A 17,974-nucleotide genomic window follows, 5' to 3' on the forward strand; every position below is an offset into this window, starting at 1 on the left:
AATTGTAATAAGTTTATGAAATCTGAAAAATTCAACACAAACTGGTATTAATCTATGCCATGCTTAAAAAAAGGGGTTTATTATTTGGAATGAAAAAAAGTAAAGATTCAAAGATTAAAAAAGAAATTGAACAGAAAAATGCCTTTAAATACAAAATTGAAAACAAAAGATATCACACTTGGAACTATCATCTAAGGGAAAGGTTTGATTCAAAGGTTTTTAAGGTTTCCATAAATGCTGGTTTTACATGCCCGAATATTGATGGCAAAATATCGACAGGTGGATGTACATATTGTAGCAAGGAGGGGTCTGGTGATTTTGCTGGGAATCCAAGGGAAAACCTGGTATCACAATTTGATAGCATAAAAAAAATGATGGAAAAAAAGTGGTCAAATGCAAAATATATCGGATATTTTCAGGCATTTACGAATACATATGCACCAGTTGAAGTATTGAGGGAAAAATATGAAACTATATTAAGTTTGGATGATGTTGTTGGATTGTCAATTTCGACAAGACCAGACTGCATCGAGGATGATGTGTTGGAATATTTGTCAGAATTAAACACTCGTACAAATTTATGGGTGGAGCTGGGATTACAGACCATTCATGATAATACATCAAGGCTTATTAATAGAGGACATGATTACAAAGCTTTTGAAGATTGTGTGATGCGTCTGAGAGAAAATGGAATAGATGTAGTAGTTCACATAATAAATGGGCTTCCTGGTGAAACAAAGGAAATGATGATGGATACTGTGAAAAAGGTGTGCAAATTGGATATTCAAGGTATAAAGATACACCTATTACATATAATTCGTGACACAGCAATGGAAAAGATGTATAATAAAAATATGGTTAGACTGATGGAATTTGATGAATACATCGAATTGATATGTGATCAGTTGGAGATTATACCACAAGATATTGTGATACATAGGCTGACCGGCGATGGGAAAAAAGAAGAATTGGTGGGGCCACTATGGAGTCTGAAAAAATGGGAAGTCTTAAATGCAATTGATGATGAACTCAAAAGACGAGATAGCTGGCAAGGCAAGTATTTTTTTAGGGAGTAGGTGGTTTTTGATGATGATGAAGACGCATATAATAATTGCTAATTCATTAATAGAACACACTGATAGTAACAAGCGGTTTTTGATAGATGATAAAAATTTTATATATGGCAATGTCAAACCAGATATTATTTCAAAGTATAAATTAAAAAAGCATTATATGGATGAATCCTATGAGATGATTTTAAGGAAAATAGATTTTTTAAAGAAACTTGATTTAGACAAAATGGAAAAAATATTTACTAAGAAAGAATTTTCTCAAGAGATAGGTGTGATTTGTCACTTTTTGGCAGATTTTTTCTGTGTTGCTCATAGTGAAAGATGGGAGTTCAAGCATAGTATGATTATTCATATTAAGTACGAAAAGGGTTTGACAAAAGTAGCTGAGGATTTCAAGATAAAAAATAATAGAATCCAGTATTTGGATGATATCGATTCATTTATTGAAACCTTGTATGAGGAGTACAAGACAAATGGCAATTTTGAAGTAAATGATTTAAGATTCTCGACATATATTTGCAATACAGTGACAAACTACATTCTTGAAAATATTTTGAATAACACGATAAAGTCTCATTCTGTGGCATAAAAGCTTTATTTTAGATATAAGTTTATCTAAGATAAAGTTTTTCTTTTTTTGATTATTATGTGTTTATTTAGGATACTATGTTATCATTAGTTAAGTTAATAATTAGAGGTGATAATTTTGGATTTAATAAACAATATACTATATTTGGCAAAAGACTATTTCATTATATCAATTCTGATTAGTTTTTTTGCAGCATTTTTGGAAAGTTTTATACCTGCACTACCACTGTTGGCAATTGTAGCTACGAGTGCAGCTGTTAATGGATTAGTAGCTGGATTTGTTGCAACGTGGCTAGGCTCCTCAGTAGGAACAATATGCGTATTTATATTTTTAAAAAAGCTATTAAAGATTGAGATGTTTGCCAAGCTAAGAAAAAAACTTGAATCAGACAAATTTTTCAAGGCATCAAAAATTCTTGAAGAAAAAGGATTTTTGGGGATATTTGCATTTTACACATTCCCCTTTTTACCTAGCTCATTGCTAACTGTTGCATCATCATTATGCAATATTAGCTACAAGATATTTATTCCACCTATGATGTTTGGGAAATTTTTGATGATGTTTCTAATAAGCTATGTTGGGAGTGATATTAAAGGATTTATTCATAGTCCTGTAAAAATTGTTGTGGTTACGTTAATTACAATCGCTACTTACTATATTGCAAATATTCTTAAGAAAGACTTAGAAAAGAGCGAGGATAATGTCAAGCAAGAATATGTGAAGTACATTTCATCAAAAGAGGATATAAAAGACAAATATATGATGGAAACTAAAACGAAAAACTTTTTAGTGAAGCAATACTATATGAGAGAATTGATAAAGATGATTTTTAGAATTATCTATGATATACTAAAAGCTAGAAAAAAGTAAAATAAATTTTGTCCTATTTTGTAATAGGGCAAATTTATTATGTAGTAATGACTAGTATCAAATCAAAAAATATTTGATAAAACAACAATATTATTGGTAAGGAGATATGTGTATGAAAAAACAAAAATACTATGTAGTTTTAAATGGTAGGATAAATGGTATTTTTTTAAATTGGAATGATTGTAAAGAAATGATTCAGGGATTTTCAAATGCCTCATACAAATCTTTTGAAGAACCATATGAAGCAATGGATTTTCTGTTAAAAAATACTAATAGAGATGTTAATATAAAAAATAGAGAGAAATTTGTTGAAAATTGTAATGAAAACGTTGATGAAAATATTGATGAAAGTGTTAATAAAAGTATTGATGAAAGTATTGATAGAAATCAACATATAGATACAATTTATGGTAATAATGACATTATTGAAGCATATGTTGATGGTAGTTTTGATTCTACTTTTAACACATATGGCTCCGGTGTCGTAATTCTCAAGAATGATGTTGTAATCGAACAATTTTCAATTAAAGGTGATAATGATGAATTTACAAGTATGAGAAATGTTGCAGGAGAAATAAATGCATCAATAATCGCAATGAAGTACTGTTATGACAATAATTATGACAATTTAACTATTTATTATGATTATAATGGTATCGAAAAATGGTTCACTGGAGAATGGAAGGCAAACAAAAAAGGAACTCAGGAGTACAAAAAAATATCGAATTTTTATGGTGAAAGGATAAAAATTAAATTTGTAAAAGTCAAAGCACACAGCGGAAACAAGTATAATGAACTAGCAGACGAGCTCGCAAAAAAATCGATAAAAATAAATTTATAATAATTTGTCGTTTTGTATTGATATTAGTGTCATAATTTGTTATTATATATTTAGGTTGAGTATAATTTTTGAAATACAGTAAAAAGTTTTGGTTATTATCCAAAAATATATGGAGCCAAATATCGATGAAAGTGGGTGAGAATATGAGAGAATTGGGTCTAAAATTGCATAGTTTCTTTAATAGATCTTTGAGATATTTCGTATTTTCAACAATGGTCACTTTTGGAGTAGGTTTCATAATAATTTTGGCAAATCTTTTTGCTGGCGTTGTTGTGTCATTATCATTTTATATGTTGTTGTTCTTGGTTTTCGATTTGGCACTTTCATTTTTGATATGCTTCTACAACAGTCATAAATTATTTGTTCCTATCAACAGAAAGCTTATCAAGAAGCTTAATGAAGAAGAAGTTGAAAGAGCTAGAGAGTTCAACAGAAGAAAGAGAACAAATCACAGAGCATCTTAATAGACTTCTAGCGTCATAAATTCTGATACGACAGCTTAATAAGCTTAGTTTTGAAATTTCGACACAACATTTTGTTGTGTCTTTTTTATTTCTGTTTTCTTTATATCTACAGCATAGCACTTATAAATGATTGGCTTATACATAACATCTAACATTATATATTATATATGATTGCCTTACATCAAACATTATATATGATTGCTTTATATTTTGTGACGGCTTTATACTTATAGCATGACATTATACATAATTACTTTACCGATAATTTGAAGATTGGTATCACCGTAATTAACAATCAAATCTTCAAAACAACTCTCATGGCTTTCAGGTCTAAATATAAGTCTATTATTGGATTTGTCCTTTATTAGCTTTTTTACTCCATATTCATAATTATAACTGAAAACGACAATATCGTCAGTTGATAGAGAAGATAAAGGAACATCCTGTAATACGACAATAATCGAATCATCAGGAATTATCTTATTCATACTGTCACCATTAACCTTCAATACAACAATATCTTTTCTTCCAGCATATCTACCAAGAAAAAAATCAGGTATCTGAATATGGTTGAGATAGTTATATCCAGAAATAAGGTTGGGTACACCGGCTGATACAGAATCTTCAATAAATGGATATGAGCCGACTTCTGAATCCTCGTCGAATCCAAATTCATTTGGGAGGTTTAGCTCCATATCATCCGAGCTACACATCAACCATTCTGGATTAACATCAAGAGCATCAGACAAAATGTAAATCTTATCTTGTTTTGGAAGGTATTTTCCACTCATATATGAACTCAGTGATCCCTTATTTATTCCTGTTTTTTTTGAAAGTGAGTATTGAGTATAATTTCTTGTTTTAATAGCAAAATTCAATCTGCTAATAAAGAGTTCTTTATTCATATATTAGTTCCTCCAATAAAATATCTTATCTAATGATAATTATAACAGAATAGTTTAGAAAACGCAACCTATATTTTTTATTTTATTTTTTTCTTTCTGGTTAGTATTTATTTGTTTGAAAATCAATAATTTGTGATATAATATTGATAGAACTTATTTCTAATTAGATATTAAATAAAGGCAATTACTTAAAATTGCTTTTTAATGAAAGAAAATTTGGATTTATTTTTTGTATTAAAAAAGGAGATATTTTATGAGCTTTTTAAAAGAGAATAAAAAGGTGGTTATACCTGTGGGTATAATTTTGGGGATTTTAGTTGTTGGGACTAGCGTACTGGGATATCAGGTCAGTTCCGACAAAATTGCAAAAAATGTGTATGTTGCTGGTATTAATATTCAGAATTTGACGAAATCTCAGGCAATATCAAAGCTTGAAGACAGTAAAAAATTTGACAACATAACATTGAACCACAAAGATATGAAGTGGCAAATTTCTCCTTCAGATTTAGATATGAAAATAGATTTCAAAAAGACGGTCGATAATGCCTTCAACGTAAATCGTAGTGGTGGCTTTATATCGAATATATTTACAACATTAAAGTCTGATTTTGGATCTAAAACTAACATATCATTGGCTACAACTTATGATGTCGCCAAGCTAGAAAAGAAACTAACATCAATAAAGGGCGAGCTAGATGCCCCAGTGAAAAATGCATCCTTGCTTTATAAAGATGAAAAAACTTCTGTTGTACCAGATGAAGATGGTAGAGAAATGAACGTTGCCGAGTCAAAGAAGAAGATTGATGGGGAAATAAAAAATGATAAGTTCGATATATCGTTGGTCGTAAAACTTGAAAAAGCAAAGTTAAAGGCTGATGATTTAAAGGGCATTGATACATTGTTAGGAGGATTTTCTACAAACTATGGAGGTATGCCTGGAAGAGATTTCAATATTAGAAAATCTGCTCAGGACTCCAGTGGAATCATACTTAAGCCTAATGATGAATTTTCATTTAATGGCTTAACAGGGGAAAAGACTATCAGTAGTGGATACAAGTATGCACCGGTAATTGAAAGTGGAAAGTTAACTATGGGCGTTGGTGGTGGAGTATGCCAGACGTCATCGACAATTTTTAATGCTGCATTGCTATCAGGTATGGAAATAACTACTAGGAGAAATCACACAATTCCTTCTGATTATGTAGCATTAGGTAGAGATGCAACAGTTTATGATGGTAATCCAGGACAAGATTTCAAATTCAAAAATCCATATAAACACAATATATATATTAAGAATTTTACAGCAAACGGAAAAATATACTCACAGATATTTGGAAATAAGGAAGACTTTTCAAATATAGATGTGACAACTCAAATGCTTGGTTATACTGGAGCTGGTTCAAAAACTATAACAGACCCAACATTGCCTGCTGGAAAAAAGGTAGTTGAAAAATATGCCAGTCCAGGATATACAGTAGCAACTTATAGAATATACAAAGATGCAAGTGGAAAAACTACTAAAACTGAAAAAATTGGAATTAGTAGCTATCCAGCAAAGATGGGTATTGTAAGAGTTGGAGCAAAACCTGTAACGAAGCCAGCAACACAGAAACCAGCTGGAGGTGCGACAACTGGTACTACAGGAGCAAACTCTACGTTGTCAACGCAATAATATTATAATTCTCGGAGGTATTTATGAGTCAGGTAAGAGATCAATTTAAAGAACATCCGAGTCTTAGAATATTGATAATGATTTTGGGGTTGTTTATTTCTGCCGTTGGAGTAAACGGATTTTTGAGACAAGCTCATCTGTTGAGTGGTGGAGTAACCGGTTTTGCGACTGCAATAAACTACTTGACAGGTCTAAATGTTGGTTTTGTGACATTTTTGATAAATATTCCGATATTTATACTTGGATTTATATACTTGAAAAAAGATTTTTGTTTGTTCAGTATGTTCAACATGATAATATACTCTTTGATTTTGGGTTTGACTCAAGATTTGGGTAAAATTATTCCTGTACACGATATATTGCTACAAACTGTATTTGGAGGTTTTTTAAACGGTCTTGGTATCGGATTGATATTTAGGGCAAAAGCCTCTGCTGGTGGTACAGATATAATTTCTGCAATACTAAAAATGAAGAGAAATATCGAGGTTAAAAACACATCTCTTGCATTTAATATTGTTGTAGTTTTGGTGGGTTGCTTGTTTTTTAATATCACATTAGGACTGTATACGCTTATTGGTTTCTATATTAGTTCTATGGCACTTGGTTTTATAAAGGATGCCATGAATTATCAACGGTCACTTATAATAATATCCGATCATCCAGAAGTGATAGCTGACGATATTATTAAAGAGATGATTAGAGGAGTAACGTATATACATGCTACAGGAGCGTATACGGGACAAGAAAAAAAGATAATATACACAACAATTTCATATGATGAAATTCCAGAGATAAAGGAAATTGTGTTTAGACACGATCCTAACGCATTTATTACAATTAATGAGATAAATGAAGTAAGAGGTCGTGGATTTAAATCAAAGGATATTTAGAAGCTGGGCTTTTATAGCCCTCTCCTTACTTTTAATTTAAGAGGTTTTAATATGTTTGTAACTTATCCAGCAATATTTTATAAAGATATAGATTCAAAAGGTTATGTAGTTGTTTTTCCTGATTTTGAAGAGGGAGCAACTCAAGGTGAAGATGAAAATGATGCTATGTGTTCTGCACAAGATTGGCTAGGGTGCGTACTTTATGATTACTTTGTAGAACAAAAAGAGTTTCCAAAAGCATCTTCTATAGAAGAAATTAGTATTGTCGATGAAGATTATTGGAACGCCAATAAAAGTTTTAAGACTCTTGTAGGTCTTGATATTGTTGATTATGTAAAAAAAGTAGATAAAAAGACAGTAAGAAAAACCTTAACAATACCAAGTTATTTGAATTAAATGACTAAGAGCAGAGGCATTAATTTTTCACAACTATTGCAAGATGCTTTAAAACAGGAATTTGACATTGAAGACTAACTTAAAATAGCCCAAGTTATGTTGAATGTGTATTTTGTAGCATGACAAGATGTTGTGAGAATATAGATAAAAAAAGTACTTTAACAATAATAGTTGAGGTGCTTTTTTGTTGTGAAATATTTGCTAATGACTCATATGCTGATGAAGATAAGGAATAAAGCTATAAAGAGAGAAGTAGAAATATTAATGTTGAAATTATATTTACCTTACGGTGTAATGTAACCACAATTACAATAAAAAAGGGGCAAGTATGGATTGTATAAAAATTATGATAGAATGAGTGAAAAGCATAAGACAAACTTGATGGGAAGAGAAAGACACAGAGAGTGTATGAAATATTTTCAGATAATAAAAAAACACCACCGGAAAACAAGTGGTGTTAATAAGCATAAAGCTCAAATCTTTTACAGTACCCATATGTAGTGGGTAAAATATTTAATTAAATTAAGCATAATATTAGCTAACTTATATGTCAGCATCGTTTGTATATAAAATATATATTTATTCTCTTGTGTGCCATTATTTGTAAAATTTGTACAGTGGTTTATATGCTTTTACCAGTTAATCATTACGCACCTTATCTTAAAACCTCGACAAGCTCTCCATTTAATGAGAAAGATTTTGGATCGGTTATTCTCACATTTACCAATTTCCCAATCATACTTTCATCACCACCTGAGAAATTAACAGTTTTGTTTTGTCTAGTCTTTCCAGAATAAATATCAGACACTTTTTTAGATGCACCCTCTACTAGAACTTCAACTATTTCACCCATATATTTCGCATTCATCTCTCCTGAAATTCTATTCACAGCTTCCAATACTCTGTCAAACCTTTGATGTTTAACATCTTCTGGTATTTGATTCTCCATTGTCGCAGCAGGAGTTCCACGTCTCTTTGAGTAAATAAATGTAAACGCAGAATCATATCTCACAGCTTCTACGATATCTATAGTATCATCTACATCTGACTCAGTTTCTCCTGGAAATCCTATCATTATATCAGTTGAAAAAGCCATATCAGGAACTTCTTTTTTCGCCTTTTCTATTATTTTCAAATAGTCTTCCTTTGAGTAATGCCTGTTCATTTTTTTTAGGAGTGACGTTGACCCAGATTGGAATGGTAAATGTAGAAATTCACACACCTTTTCACAATCTCTAATCGCATAAATAACCTCATCAGAAATGTCTTTTGGATGAGATGTCATAAATCTAATTCTCTCTAATCCATCAATTTCATTCACTTTTCTAAGCAAAGTTGCAAAATCTATTCTATCGTCTTCATCCAAAGTCTTTCCATAAGAATTTACATTTTGCCCCAAAAGAGTTACCTCTTTAACACCACTTGCGACCAATTCTTTTATTTCATTGATTATATCATTGTAATGTCGACTTCTTTCCCTTCCTCTAGTATACGGTACAATACAATATGTACAGAAATTGTTACAGCCATACATAATGTTTACAAATGCTTTTACTGAGAATTTTCTATTACTTTTTAATCCCTCAACGACTTCGCCATCAACATCCCAAACATCGACTAGCATACTGTCACCAGAAAAAGTTTCGGATAAAAGTTCTGGAAATTTGTACAGATTGTGAGTCCCAAAAATTAAATCCACATGACTGTATTTTGTCTTTATTTCTTCAACAACATGAGGTTGCTGCATCATACAACCACAAACAATAATCTTCATATCTGGATTTCTTTTTTTAATATTTTTTAGATGCCCTAGATTTCCATAAACCTTTAATTCTGCATTTTCTCTAACTGCACAAGTGTTATATATTACTATATCAGCTTGCTCCTCTGAAATCCCCTGAGAATACCCCATTGCTTCTAACATCGATATTAGCATCTCTGAGTCGTGCTCATTCATCTGACATCCGATTGTATGGCATAGCCACGATTTTTTCTTGCCTGTTTTATTAAATTCATCTTCATTCATTCTATGTATACGCTCAATAAATTCTTCTTGAGCTTCAATTTTCTCTTTTGGTACTTCTACTTGTTTTCTCTTTGACACGTTATTTCTCCTCTTCTTTGCTATTTAATATCTATCTGTAATGTAAAGAATCTTTACTGATTTTTTTATTACTTACAGCTTTACTAGTTTATTCCTACATCAATTTTTTCAAGCTTGATTGGATTAACCAAAAAAGCACTGATTACAGCAGTGCTTTTCTATTTAACTATTTTATTTTATCACATAATACTACTTTTTTCTATTAATTGTTGTTAATTGTATTTTCAACTTGTTATTGCTAATATTAAACGACACTGTTTTTCTTTATCAAAACTTTTTTCATATATTAGTTAACAATGATATATATTATTTTATTCTTATTATTTATAACTTTTTTCCATATTTAAAAAAATTATTTTATCTAAATGTTAACTTAGTTTGAATATATGATAAAAAAGTTGTATAATTTAAAATATACGAAGGAAGTGTTTATATATGAAGTTTGGTACTAGATTAAGGGAACTTAGAAGAAGATACGATTATACACATGACGACTTAGCAGAATTGTTCAATAAAAAATTTCATACATCTTTTAATAAATCTACCTTATCTCAGTATGAAAATGGCAAAAGAATTCCTGATGTAGCATTATTGAGTTATTGGACTGATTTTTTTGATGTATCTACGGATTATCTTTTAGGTAGAACAGACATTGAAAAAAGCAATATGGAAGTAATAGCTGTACATCAGACAAAAGGAAACAACAAAAGTATTGAAGATATCGAGGAGTTAAAGAATTTAATTAGAGAGTTAATCAACGAAGAAAAAAACAAGTAATAGATACTTAATGATTGTTTTGTGGAAACAATTTGTCAAATGATGTATAATAGCTTTAAGGAAATATTTATCAATAATTTGTTAGAGGAGTTATATATGAAAAAAATAAATAAAAAGTCGTTTTTTCTTTTGCTATCCATAATTCTTATATCGGGATATTTGACGGGGTGTGCTGAAGAGGTTTATCAAGATCAAAGAATGAATACAGGATCTAATAAAGAAAATGAGATTGAGTATTCTATCTATAACAATGGTTTACTTAATTCAGGATATAACTGGTACTCTGAATTCTTGGGTGATTTTTTGATAGCTATTAAAGATAATAACTACAAAGTGAGTGAAAAAGTAGTATCAAATCAGATAGATAAAATTGAAATAAAGATTGAAGAGATAAAAAATATCAAGGTGAGCAAGGTTATAGAGCAGATGGAATTCAACAAGGATGAACTTTCAAAAAAGGATAAAAATGACAAGGCTTATTTTGAAAGAGTAAAGAATAACGAGAAAAATATTGAGAGCAATATGCAAAATATGGTCGAAATCTTATCAAATATCAAAACTGGCTTGGAATTGGGAAAAGATGGACAGTATGATGAAAATGATTTGATGCAGATTAAAGAAATTCAGAAAAAAACAATAGAAATATTCGACAATGAAATAATAATGCAATCTTAAATAAAATTGCAATCTTAAAGTTGTTGAAAATACTTTATTTTTTCTTAAATATGCTATAAAATATTACTAGAATAAAAAGAATGGAGGTTTCCTATGTCGTTTGAAAGAGAAAATTCAAATTTTATTAGAAATATAGTGATAGACGATTTAGAAAATAAGAAACATGATAGTATAATAACTAGATTTCCGCCAGAGCCAAATGGATATCTACATATTGGTCACGCAAAGAGTATATGTCTAAATTTTGGTCTTGCAAGGGAGTTTGATGGAAGAGTGAATTTGAGATTTGATGATACAAACCCAGTTAAAGAGGACGTTGAATATGTTGAATCGATAAAAAATGATGTGGAATGGTTGGGCTTTGGTTGGGATGAACTACATTTTGCATCTAACTATTTTGAAGAAATGCATGATAGGGCAGTTCTTTTGATAAAGAAGGGTTTGGCATATGTTGATGATTTGAGTGCTGATGAAATCAGAGAGTATAGAGGAACTTTAAAAGAACCTGGTAAAGAAAGTCCATATAGAAATAGAACGATAGAAGAAAACTTAGATTTATTCAAGAGAATGAGAGCTGGTGAATTTAAGGATGGAGAGAAGGTTCTTAGAGCGAAAATTGATATGGCATCTCCAAATATAAACCTAAGAGATCCTGTTATATATAGAATTTCCCATTCTTCTCATCATAATACTGGTGATAAGTGGTGTATTTATCCTATGTACGCATTTGCTCACCCACTTGAAGATGCAATTGAAAAGATTACACACTCTATTTGTACACTTGAATTTGAAGATCAAAGACCGTTTTATGATTGGACTGTTAGAGAATGTGAAATGGAAGCAATTCCAAGACAGATAGAATTTGCAAGATTGAACATGACGAATACCGTTATGTCTAAAAGAAAATTAAAGCAGCTTGTAGATGAAGGAATAACTGACGGATGGGATGATCCTCGAATGCCTACTATTTCAGGCTTGAGAAGACGTGGATATACTCCTGAATCGATAAGAAACTTCTGTTCTGAAATCGGAATTTCAAAGGCTGACTCTACTGTAGACAGTCAGATGCTTGATTATTTCTTGAGAGAAGATCTTCAGATGAAGGCTCCTTTGGCAATGGCTATAATCAATCCATTAAAGCTGGTTATCACAAATTATCCTGAGGGTGAATCTGAGCTTATAGAAATAGAAAACAACGCCAAAAATGAAGAAATGGGTAAAAGATTTGTTTCTTTTTCTAGAGAATTGTATGTTGAGAGAGATGACTTTATGGAAGTTCCAGTAAAAAAATATTTTAGACTTTTCCCTGGAAATGAAGTTAGACTAAAGGGTGGATATTATGTCAAATGTAACGATGTAATAAAAGACGAAAATGGAGAAGTTATCGAGATTCATTGTACTTATGACCCAGCTACGAAGAGTGGTTCAGGATTTGAAGGTAGAAAAGTCAAAGCTACGATCCATTGGGTAGACGCAAACAACTGCAAGCCTGCAGAATTTAGATTATATGAGCCATTAATTTTAGATGATGAACCAGAAAATGAAGGCAAGCACTTCTTAGAACAGATAAATAGCAATTCATTGATTGTAAAGACCGGATTTGTAGAAACTTCAGCAACTGAGAATGCAAAGAAAAACGACAAATTCCAGTTTATCAGAAATGGATTCTACTGTGTTGATTCAAAATATACTACAGAGGACAATTTAGTATTCAATAGAATAGTGCCTTTGAAGAGTTCGTTTAAACCAAATAAATAAATATAAGTTAAATACATAATAATAACTAAGTAAATAATAATAACTAAGTACAGACAATGAAAAACGTATAAACAATAAGTAATAAAAGGTATGTAGGAAAAAATTCTTACATACCTTTTTTGACTAATTATTTTGCCAGATTGTTCCGTATCAATTATTCTGTAATATATATTGTATAGATATATTGTATTAAGAACTGTTGTACTTTATTCTATAATGCTATTAGATATAAATCTAATGTATTCTATTCTACAACCTTATTAGATATAGATCTATTGTATTTTATTCTATCATTTTCGTTCAATATTTTTTTTCTAAGTCTTATTGAATCAGGTGTAACTTCAACCAATTCATCATCTTCAATAAATTCCAAAGACTCTTCAAGGGTAAATATTCTAGGTGGAGAAAGCTTAATAGCGTCATCTGAGCCAGAAGCTCTAACGTTACTCATTTTTTTGTTCTTTGTTGGATTTACCACCATATCTTCTTTTCTCGAGTTCATACCGATAATCATACCCTCGTACACATCAACACCTGGATCTACAAATAAAACTCCACGTGATGAAAGTGCATTCAGTGCATATCCCATCGTTTTTCCATTTGCCTGTGATATCAATACTCCGTTTAATCTAGAAGGTATTTCGCCCTTATATTCCTCATATCTTTCAAATGATGTAAGAAGAGTACCTTCACCTCTAGTTGAGTTTATAAAGTCACTTCTGTATCCAAGCAAGCCTCTAGTAGGCACTAGATACTGAATTTTTACATAGCCCTCTATAAGATCCATAGATTCCATCATACCTTTTCTAATATTTAAGTCGTTGATAATAGTACCAGAATACTCCTCAGGGCAGCTTACTGTTACTCTTTCGATTGGTTCGATAGTATTTCCATTTTCATCCTTCTTAAACAATACCTGTGGCTTTGATACTCCAAGCTCATAGCCCTCTCTTCTCATATTTTCGATAAGAATTGATAGATGTAGCTCTCCACGTCCACTAACTCTGTATCCATCTGTCGTATCCAAAGGCTCTACTTTCAAACCGACATTGACTTCAAGTTCTTTTTCCAACCTATCCTTGATATGTCTTGTAGTTACAAATTTTCCACTTCTACCAACGAATGGAGAATCATTTACCATAAAGTTCATTGATAGAGTAGGCTCTTCAATTAATATTTTACCCATTGGCAGATTAGAATCTGAGTCACAAATTGTTTCTCCAATTGAAATATCAGGAATACCAGCAATAACGACCATCTCGCCACTTGATGCTTCCTTTGTTTCAACAGTTTTTAAGCCTTCATAAACCTGAAGCTTTGAGATTTTTCCTTTTCTAGGCTCTTCACCCTCAGAACAAATATTTATTTGCTCAGAAGAATCAAGCCTACCTTTGAAAACTCTACCTATACCAAGTCTACCGATATAATCATCATATGCCAATGCTGAAATCTGTACCTGAAGTGGTTCTTCGTCATAATCTGGATATGCTTCAACATGGTTTGTTATTGTTTCGAAAAGCGGTGATAAGTCAGTGCTTTCATCCTCCATTTCTAATTTTGCAATTCCTTGCTTTGCAATACCATAGACAATAGGGAAGTCGCATTGCTCATCAGTCGCATTAAGCTCAACAAATAAATCGAAAACCTCATTAACGACTTCTTCGGCTCTCTGGTCATTTTTGTCGATTTTGTTTATAAATAGTATCGGTCTAAGACCTTGTTCTAATGATTTTTGAAGCACGAATCTCGTTTGAGGCATTGGTCCTTCAGTTGCATCAACCAGTAGAATAACTGTATCAACTGTTTTCAAAACTCTCTCAACCTCAGAGGAGAAGTCACTATGTCCTGGAGTATCTACTATGTTGATTTTATAATCACCATGTCTAATAGAACAGTTCTTTGAATAAATAGTAATCCCTCTTTCCTGTTCCAAATCATTACTGTCCATAACACAGTCTTTTACAACTTCATTTTCTCTAAAAACTCCACTCTGATTTAGAAATGCATCTACAAGTGTAGATTTCCCAGCATCAACGTGGGCAATTACTGCTATATTAATAATTTTATTGTGTGTACTTGTCACTTAAAACGCTCCTTAATTCTTTCATTTTTTTATTAGTAATTTTTTACAGAAATAGTATCTCAAAACTAAGTCGAGAATAAATACTATTCTGTATATAGATATAACTTAATAAGTATAACAAAAAAAAAGCTATATGTATAGCTTTTTATTTGTTCTTTGGCATGAAATCGTCATCCGAATCATATGATTTTACAAGGTATGTCAGCGCCAATCCACAAAACAATCCACCAATAATTACAAACCATGGCATTTTGGGGTTAAATACCAATTTGTATGCCAAGGCTCCTGATGAAGTAACTATTGAAAAAAGTGCAATAAACATCATTAGAGTTTTAGTAGCTTTACTCATTTTTTCCTCCCGTATTATTCTATTCTAGGATACCTTTAGTAAAAAGATAATTTTTATAACTATATTATATTAGATTGTAGCCGATAATTCAAATAAAGATTAATAAGATTAGATTTAGATATTTTTTTAAAAATGGGGTATAATTATACATATAATAAATTTCAATTGAGGAGGGGTGTTAAATTGAATAAAAATAATTTCAATAGTGATGGCTTCAAGCAAATTGACTTTGTGGTAAAGGGAATGAGCTGTGCTGCTTGCTCCAAATCAGCAGAACGTTCATTAAAAAAGGTTGATGGAGTCATTTCGGCAAGTGTAAATATAGCGACTGAAAAAGCTATTGTTGAATATGATCCAATACTTGTAGGTATAGATGATTTGGAAAATGCTGTAAAAAAGGTTGGATTTACAATTGAAATGGAAAAGAGTTATGATGAGGAAACCGAAAACGGTATATCATTCAATAGATTTTTGCTGGCGATAATCTTCGCCTCGTTACTTTTGTTGATTTCAATGGGACCGATGGTTGGTTTTAAACTACCACAAATAATCAGTGACAGGGAAAATCCATTTAACCATGCTTTGTTACAATTGGCGTTGGTCATACCAGTTATGATTGCTGGAAATAAGTTTTATACAAAGGGGTTTACGTCATTATTCAACGCCAGCCCAAATATGGATTCACTTGTAGCGGTTTCCACAACGGCTGCATTTGTATTCAGTGCATTTAATACATATCGATTGGGTTTCGACCATGATTTTCATCACAGTATGATGCAGAGTCATAATCATCTACCACTATATTACGAAAGTGTCGCAGTGATTATTGCACTGATAATGCTTGGAAAATATTTGGAAACGAGAAGCAAGGCAAAAACTTCTGATGCTATCAAATCTCTGATGAGTCTACAGGCAAAAACTGCAATAATAGAGATTGATGGAGTCGAGAAGGAAATAGCTGTGGAGAATGTAAATATCGGCGACATAGTTATAGTGAAGCCAGGACAAAAGATTCCCGTTGATGGCATTGTAATTGAGGGTAACTCGTCAGTTGACGAATCAATGTTGACAGGGGAAAGTATTCCGGTAGAAAAGAACATTGGTAATAGAGTGACTGGAGCTAGCATAAATAAAAATGGATATATCAAATTTAAGGCAGAAAAAATTGGTAAAGATACTGTACTAGCACAAATCATAAGGCTAGTTGAAGATGCACAGAATAAAAAAGCTCCAATTGCGAATCTGGCTGATAGAGTTTCTGGTGTATTCGTACCAGTCGTCATGGCAATAGCATTTGTATCAGGCTTGGGTTGGTACTTTATTGGAAAGTCAACATTTGAATTTGCACTTACAATTTTCGTTTCTGTACTTGTCATTGCTTGTCCATGTGCACTTGGACTTGCCACACCGACTGCAATTCTCGTGGGAACAGGTATGGGAGCGAGCAATGGAATACTTATCAAGGGAGGAGATTCTCTTGAATTGGCACACAAGATTACACTTGTGGCATTTGACAAAACTGGAACCTTGACAGAGGGCAAGCCCAGAGTAACAGATATAAAGCTAATAGAGAAGGATATTTCAATGGAAGAGCTATTAACTCTTGTGGCATCATCAGAGAAAAAATCAGGGCATCCACTTGCAGATTCTATTGTGGAATTTGCCGAAGAAAAAAACGTCGATTTGGTAGATGTAAGCGTATTTGAAAATATAATAGGTAGAGGAATCTATTCTGAAATAGACAACATGAAAATTTCAATAGGTAATAGAAAGCTGATGGATGAATTTGATATTGAAATTTCAGATGAAATATCTAATCTGGCAGAAAGACAAAGTTCGCTTGGAAAAACAGTAATGTTTGTTGCAATCGATAAAAAACTACGTGCACTGATTGAGGTCGAGGATGTAATCAAAGAAAGTTCAAAAAAAACTATCGAAAAATTGCATGGCATGGGAGTTAAGGTTGCCATGATTACAGGAGATAACAAGAAAACAGCCGACAATATAGCGATGGAGCTTGGCATTGACCTTGTCAAATCAGAGGTTCTTCCTCATGAAAAGTCGGATGCAGTTAAATCCTTCCAATTTGAAAACGAATTTGTTGCCATGGTTGGAGATGGAATCAATGATGCCCCAGCGTTGGCTCAAGCAGATTTGGGTATTGCGATTGGAAATGGTACTGATGTGGCTATTGAATCAGCAGACATTGTATTGATGAGAAATGACCTTATGAATGTTGCCAATTCAATAAAGTTGAGTAAGGAAACTATTAGAAATATTAAACAGAATCTATTCTGGGCATTCGGATACAATATCATAGGTATACCTTTTGCAGCAGGAATAATTCATATTTTTGGTGGTCCTCTTCTTAATCCGATGATAGCAGCCGCTGCTATGAGTTTTTCATCTGTTAGTGTTGTTACAAATGCTCTTAGATTAAAATATTTTAAGATATATTAAGACACATGCATAATAAAAACATATGTATAATAAAGACATATGTATATAAGATGATACGATGTATAATA

At 31.8% G+C, this 17,974-nt stretch carries 17 protein-coding genes; 13 read left to right on the forward strand and 4 right to left on the reverse strand.

Annotated features, from left to right (window positions below; genetic code table 11):
• Positions 1 to 89: 89 nt before the first annotated feature.
• The 5 genes from FYJ71_RS03600 (at position 90) to FYJ71_RS03620 (ending at position 3,837) form a co-directional block, all read left to right on the forward strand.
• Positions 90 to 1,076 (forward strand): TIGR01212 family radical SAM protein, encoded by a 987-nt coding sequence (locus FYJ71_RS03600; RefSeq protein WP_154537417.1) that lies wholly within the window; start codon positions 90 to 92, stop codon positions 1,074 to 1,076.
• 10 nt (positions 1,077 to 1,086) lie between these two features.
• Positions 1,087 to 1,662 carry a zinc dependent phospholipase C family protein gene (locus FYJ71_RS03605; RefSeq protein ID WP_154537418.1) on the forward strand — a complete coding sequence of 192 codons (576 nt, stop codon included), beginning with the start codon at positions 1,087 to 1,089 and terminating at the stop codon, positions 1,660 to 1,662.
• A 117-nt stretch (positions 1,663 to 1,779) separates the two neighbouring features.
• The gene (locus tag FYJ71_RS03610) at positions 1,780 to 2,532 is read left to right on the forward strand and encodes a TVP38/TMEM64 family protein (protein WP_154537419.1); all 753 of its coding nucleotides are present in this window, start codon (positions 1,780 to 1,782) and stop codon (positions 2,530 to 2,532) included.
• Positions 2,533 to 2,644: 112 nt separating this feature from the next.
• A complete protein-coding gene (locus FYJ71_RS03615) occupies positions 2,645 to 3,373 on the forward strand; it encodes a ribonuclease H1 domain-containing protein (RefSeq protein WP_154537420.1) in 729 nt (242 codons plus the stop codon).
• Positions 3,374 to 3,498: 125 nt separating this feature from the next.
• Positions 3,499 to 3,837: a hypothetical protein gene (locus tag FYJ71_RS03620; RefSeq protein WP_154537421.1), complete on the forward strand. Its 339-nt coding sequence runs from the start codon at positions 3,499 to 3,501 to the stop codon at positions 3,835 to 3,837.
• 227 nt (positions 3,838 to 4,064) lie between these two features.
• Here the strand turns inward: FYJ71_RS03620 and FYJ71_RS03625 are convergent, their stop codons facing one another.
• Entirely contained in the window at positions 4,065 to 4,742 is a 678-nt protein-coding gene (locus tag FYJ71_RS03625) for a LexA family transcriptional regulator (protein ID WP_154537422.1), read from the reverse strand.
• A 253-nt stretch (positions 4,743 to 4,995) separates the two neighbouring features.
• Here FYJ71_RS03625 and FYJ71_RS03630 point away from each other — a divergent pair, with 253 nt between their 5' ends.
• The 4 genes from FYJ71_RS03630 to FYJ71_RS09920 all read left to right on the forward strand — a co-directional run bounded on the left by FYJ71_RS03630 (position 4,996) and on the right by FYJ71_RS09920 (position 8,201).
• Positions 4,996 to 6,414: a VanW family protein gene (locus FYJ71_RS03630; protein WP_154537423.1), complete on the forward strand. Its 1,419-nt coding sequence runs from the start codon at positions 4,996 to 4,998 to the stop codon at positions 6,412 to 6,414.
• Between the two features lie 23 nt (positions 6,415 to 6,437).
• Positions 6,438 to 7,304 (forward strand): YitT family protein, encoded by an 867-nt coding sequence (locus tag FYJ71_RS03635; RefSeq protein ID WP_154537424.1) that lies wholly within the window; start codon positions 6,438 to 6,440, stop codon positions 7,302 to 7,304.
• Between the two features lie 51 nt (positions 7,305 to 7,355).
• Positions 7,356 to 7,700, forward strand: coding sequence for a type II toxin-antitoxin system HicB family antitoxin (locus FYJ71_RS03640; protein ID WP_154537425.1), 345 nt, complete (start codon positions 7,356 to 7,358; stop codon positions 7,698 to 7,700).
• Positions 7,701 to 8,054: 354 nt separating this feature from the next.
• Positions 8,055 to 8,201, forward strand: a complete 147-nt coding sequence (locus tag FYJ71_RS09920; protein WP_207707211.1) for a hypothetical protein — start codon at positions 8,055 to 8,057, stop codon at positions 8,199 to 8,201.
• Positions 8,202 to 8,355: 154 nt separating this feature from the next.
• Here the strand turns inward: FYJ71_RS09920 and miaB are convergent, their stop codons facing one another.
• The gene (gene miaB, locus FYJ71_RS03645) at positions 8,356 to 9,804 is read right to left on the reverse strand and encodes a tRNA (N6-isopentenyl adenosine(37)-C2)-methylthiotransferase MiaB (protein ID WP_328597739.1); all 1,449 of its coding nucleotides are present in this window, start codon (positions 9,802 to 9,804) and stop codon (positions 8,356 to 8,358) included.
• Positions 9,805 to 10,239: 435 nt separating this feature from the next.
• On the opposite strand from miaB, the gene FYJ71_RS03650 reads away from it, so the two are divergent.
• The 3 genes from FYJ71_RS03650 to FYJ71_RS03660 all read left to right on the forward strand — a co-directional run bounded on the left by FYJ71_RS03650 (position 10,240) and on the right by FYJ71_RS03660 (position 13,014).
• Positions 10,240 to 10,581: a helix-turn-helix domain-containing protein gene (locus tag FYJ71_RS03650; RefSeq protein ID WP_154537426.1), complete on the forward strand. Its 342-nt coding sequence runs from the start codon at positions 10,240 to 10,242 to the stop codon at positions 10,579 to 10,581.
• Positions 10,582 to 10,677: 96 nt separating this feature from the next.
• Positions 10,678 to 11,256, forward strand: a complete 579-nt coding sequence (locus tag FYJ71_RS03655; protein ID WP_154537427.1) for a hypothetical protein — start codon at positions 10,678 to 10,680, stop codon at positions 11,254 to 11,256.
• A gap of 93 nt (positions 11,257 to 11,349) precedes the next feature.
• On the forward strand, positions 11,350 to 13,014 hold the full coding sequence (locus tag FYJ71_RS03660) for a glutamine--tRNA ligase/YqeY domain fusion protein (RefSeq protein WP_154537428.1): 1,665 nt from the start codon (positions 11,350 to 11,352) through the stop codon (positions 13,012 to 13,014).
• A gap of 244 nt (positions 13,015 to 13,258) precedes the next feature.
• On the opposite strand, the gene typA is transcribed toward FYJ71_RS03660, so the two are convergent.
• Both typA and FYJ71_RS03670 read right to left on the reverse strand, forming a co-directional pair.
• Complete coding sequence (gene typA, locus FYJ71_RS03665) at positions 13,259 to 15,097, reverse strand: translational GTPase TypA (protein ID WP_320640738.1); 1,839 nt, start codon at positions 15,095 to 15,097, stop codon at positions 13,259 to 13,261.
• Between the two features lie 145 nt (positions 15,098 to 15,242).
• Positions 15,243 to 15,446, reverse strand: coding sequence for a hypothetical protein (locus FYJ71_RS03670; protein WP_154537429.1), 204 nt, complete (start codon positions 15,444 to 15,446; stop codon positions 15,243 to 15,245).
• Positions 15,447 to 15,629: 183 nt separating this feature from the next.
• Here FYJ71_RS03670 and FYJ71_RS03675 point away from each other — a divergent pair, with 183 nt between their 5' ends.
• Positions 15,630 to 17,906 (forward strand): heavy metal translocating P-type ATPase, encoded by a 2,277-nt coding sequence (locus FYJ71_RS03675; protein WP_331468016.1) that lies wholly within the window; start codon positions 15,630 to 15,632, stop codon positions 17,904 to 17,906.
• The last annotated feature ends 68 nt before the right edge of the window (positions 17,907 to 17,974 follow it).

Source organism: Peptostreptococcus porci (genome assembly GCF_009695815.1).
Taxonomy (GTDB): Bacteria; Bacillota; Clostridia; order Peptostreptococcales; family Peptostreptococcaceae; genus Peptostreptococcus; species Peptostreptococcus porci.

Coding starts and splice junctions, on each gene's coding strand:
- FYJ71_RS03650 (WP_154537426.1), top strand. CDS start 10,240: ATGAAGTTTGGTACTAGATTAAGGGAACTTAGAAGAAGATACGATTAT.
- FYJ71_RS03635 (WP_154537424.1), top strand. CDS start 6,438: ATGAGTCAGGTAAGAGATCAATTTAAAGAACATCCGAGTCTTAGAATA.
- FYJ71_RS03640 (WP_154537425.1), top strand. CDS start 7,356: ATGTTTGTAACTTATCCAGCAATATTTTATAAAGATATAGATTCAAAA.
- FYJ71_RS03605 (WP_154537418.1), top strand. CDS start 1,087: ATGATGATGAAGACGCATATAATAATTGCTAATTCATTAATAGAACAC.
- FYJ71_RS03615 (WP_154537420.1), top strand. CDS start 2,645: ATGAAAAAACAAAAATACTATGTAGTTTTAAATGGTAGGATAAATGGT.
- FYJ71_RS03630 (WP_154537423.1), top strand. CDS start 4,996: ATGAGCTTTTTAAAAGAGAATAAAAAGGTGGTTATACCTGTGGGTATA.
- FYJ71_RS03625 (WP_154537422.1), bottom strand. CDS start 4,742: ATGAATAAAGAACTCTTTATTAGCAGATTGAATTTTGCTATTAAAACA.
- FYJ71_RS03600 (WP_154537417.1), top strand. CDS start 90: ATGAAAAAAAGTAAAGATTCAAAGATTAAAAAAGAAATTGAACAGAAA.
- FYJ71_RS09920 (WP_207707211.1), top strand. CDS start 8,055: ATGAGTGAAAAGCATAAGACAAACTTGATGGGAAGAGAAAGACACAGA.
- FYJ71_RS03660 (WP_154537428.1), top strand. CDS start 11,350: ATGTCGTTTGAAAGAGAAAATTCAAATTTTATTAGAAATATAGTGATA.
- FYJ71_RS03670 (WP_154537429.1), bottom strand. CDS start 15,446: ATGAGTAAAGCTACTAAAACTCTAATGATGTTTATTGCACTTTTTTCA.
- FYJ71_RS03655 (WP_154537427.1), top strand. CDS start 10,678: ATGAAAAAAATAAATAAAAAGTCGTTTTTTCTTTTGCTATCCATAATT.
- FYJ71_RS03620 (WP_154537421.1), top strand. CDS start 3,499: ATGAAAGTGGGTGAGAATATGAGAGAATTGGGTCTAAAATTGCATAGT.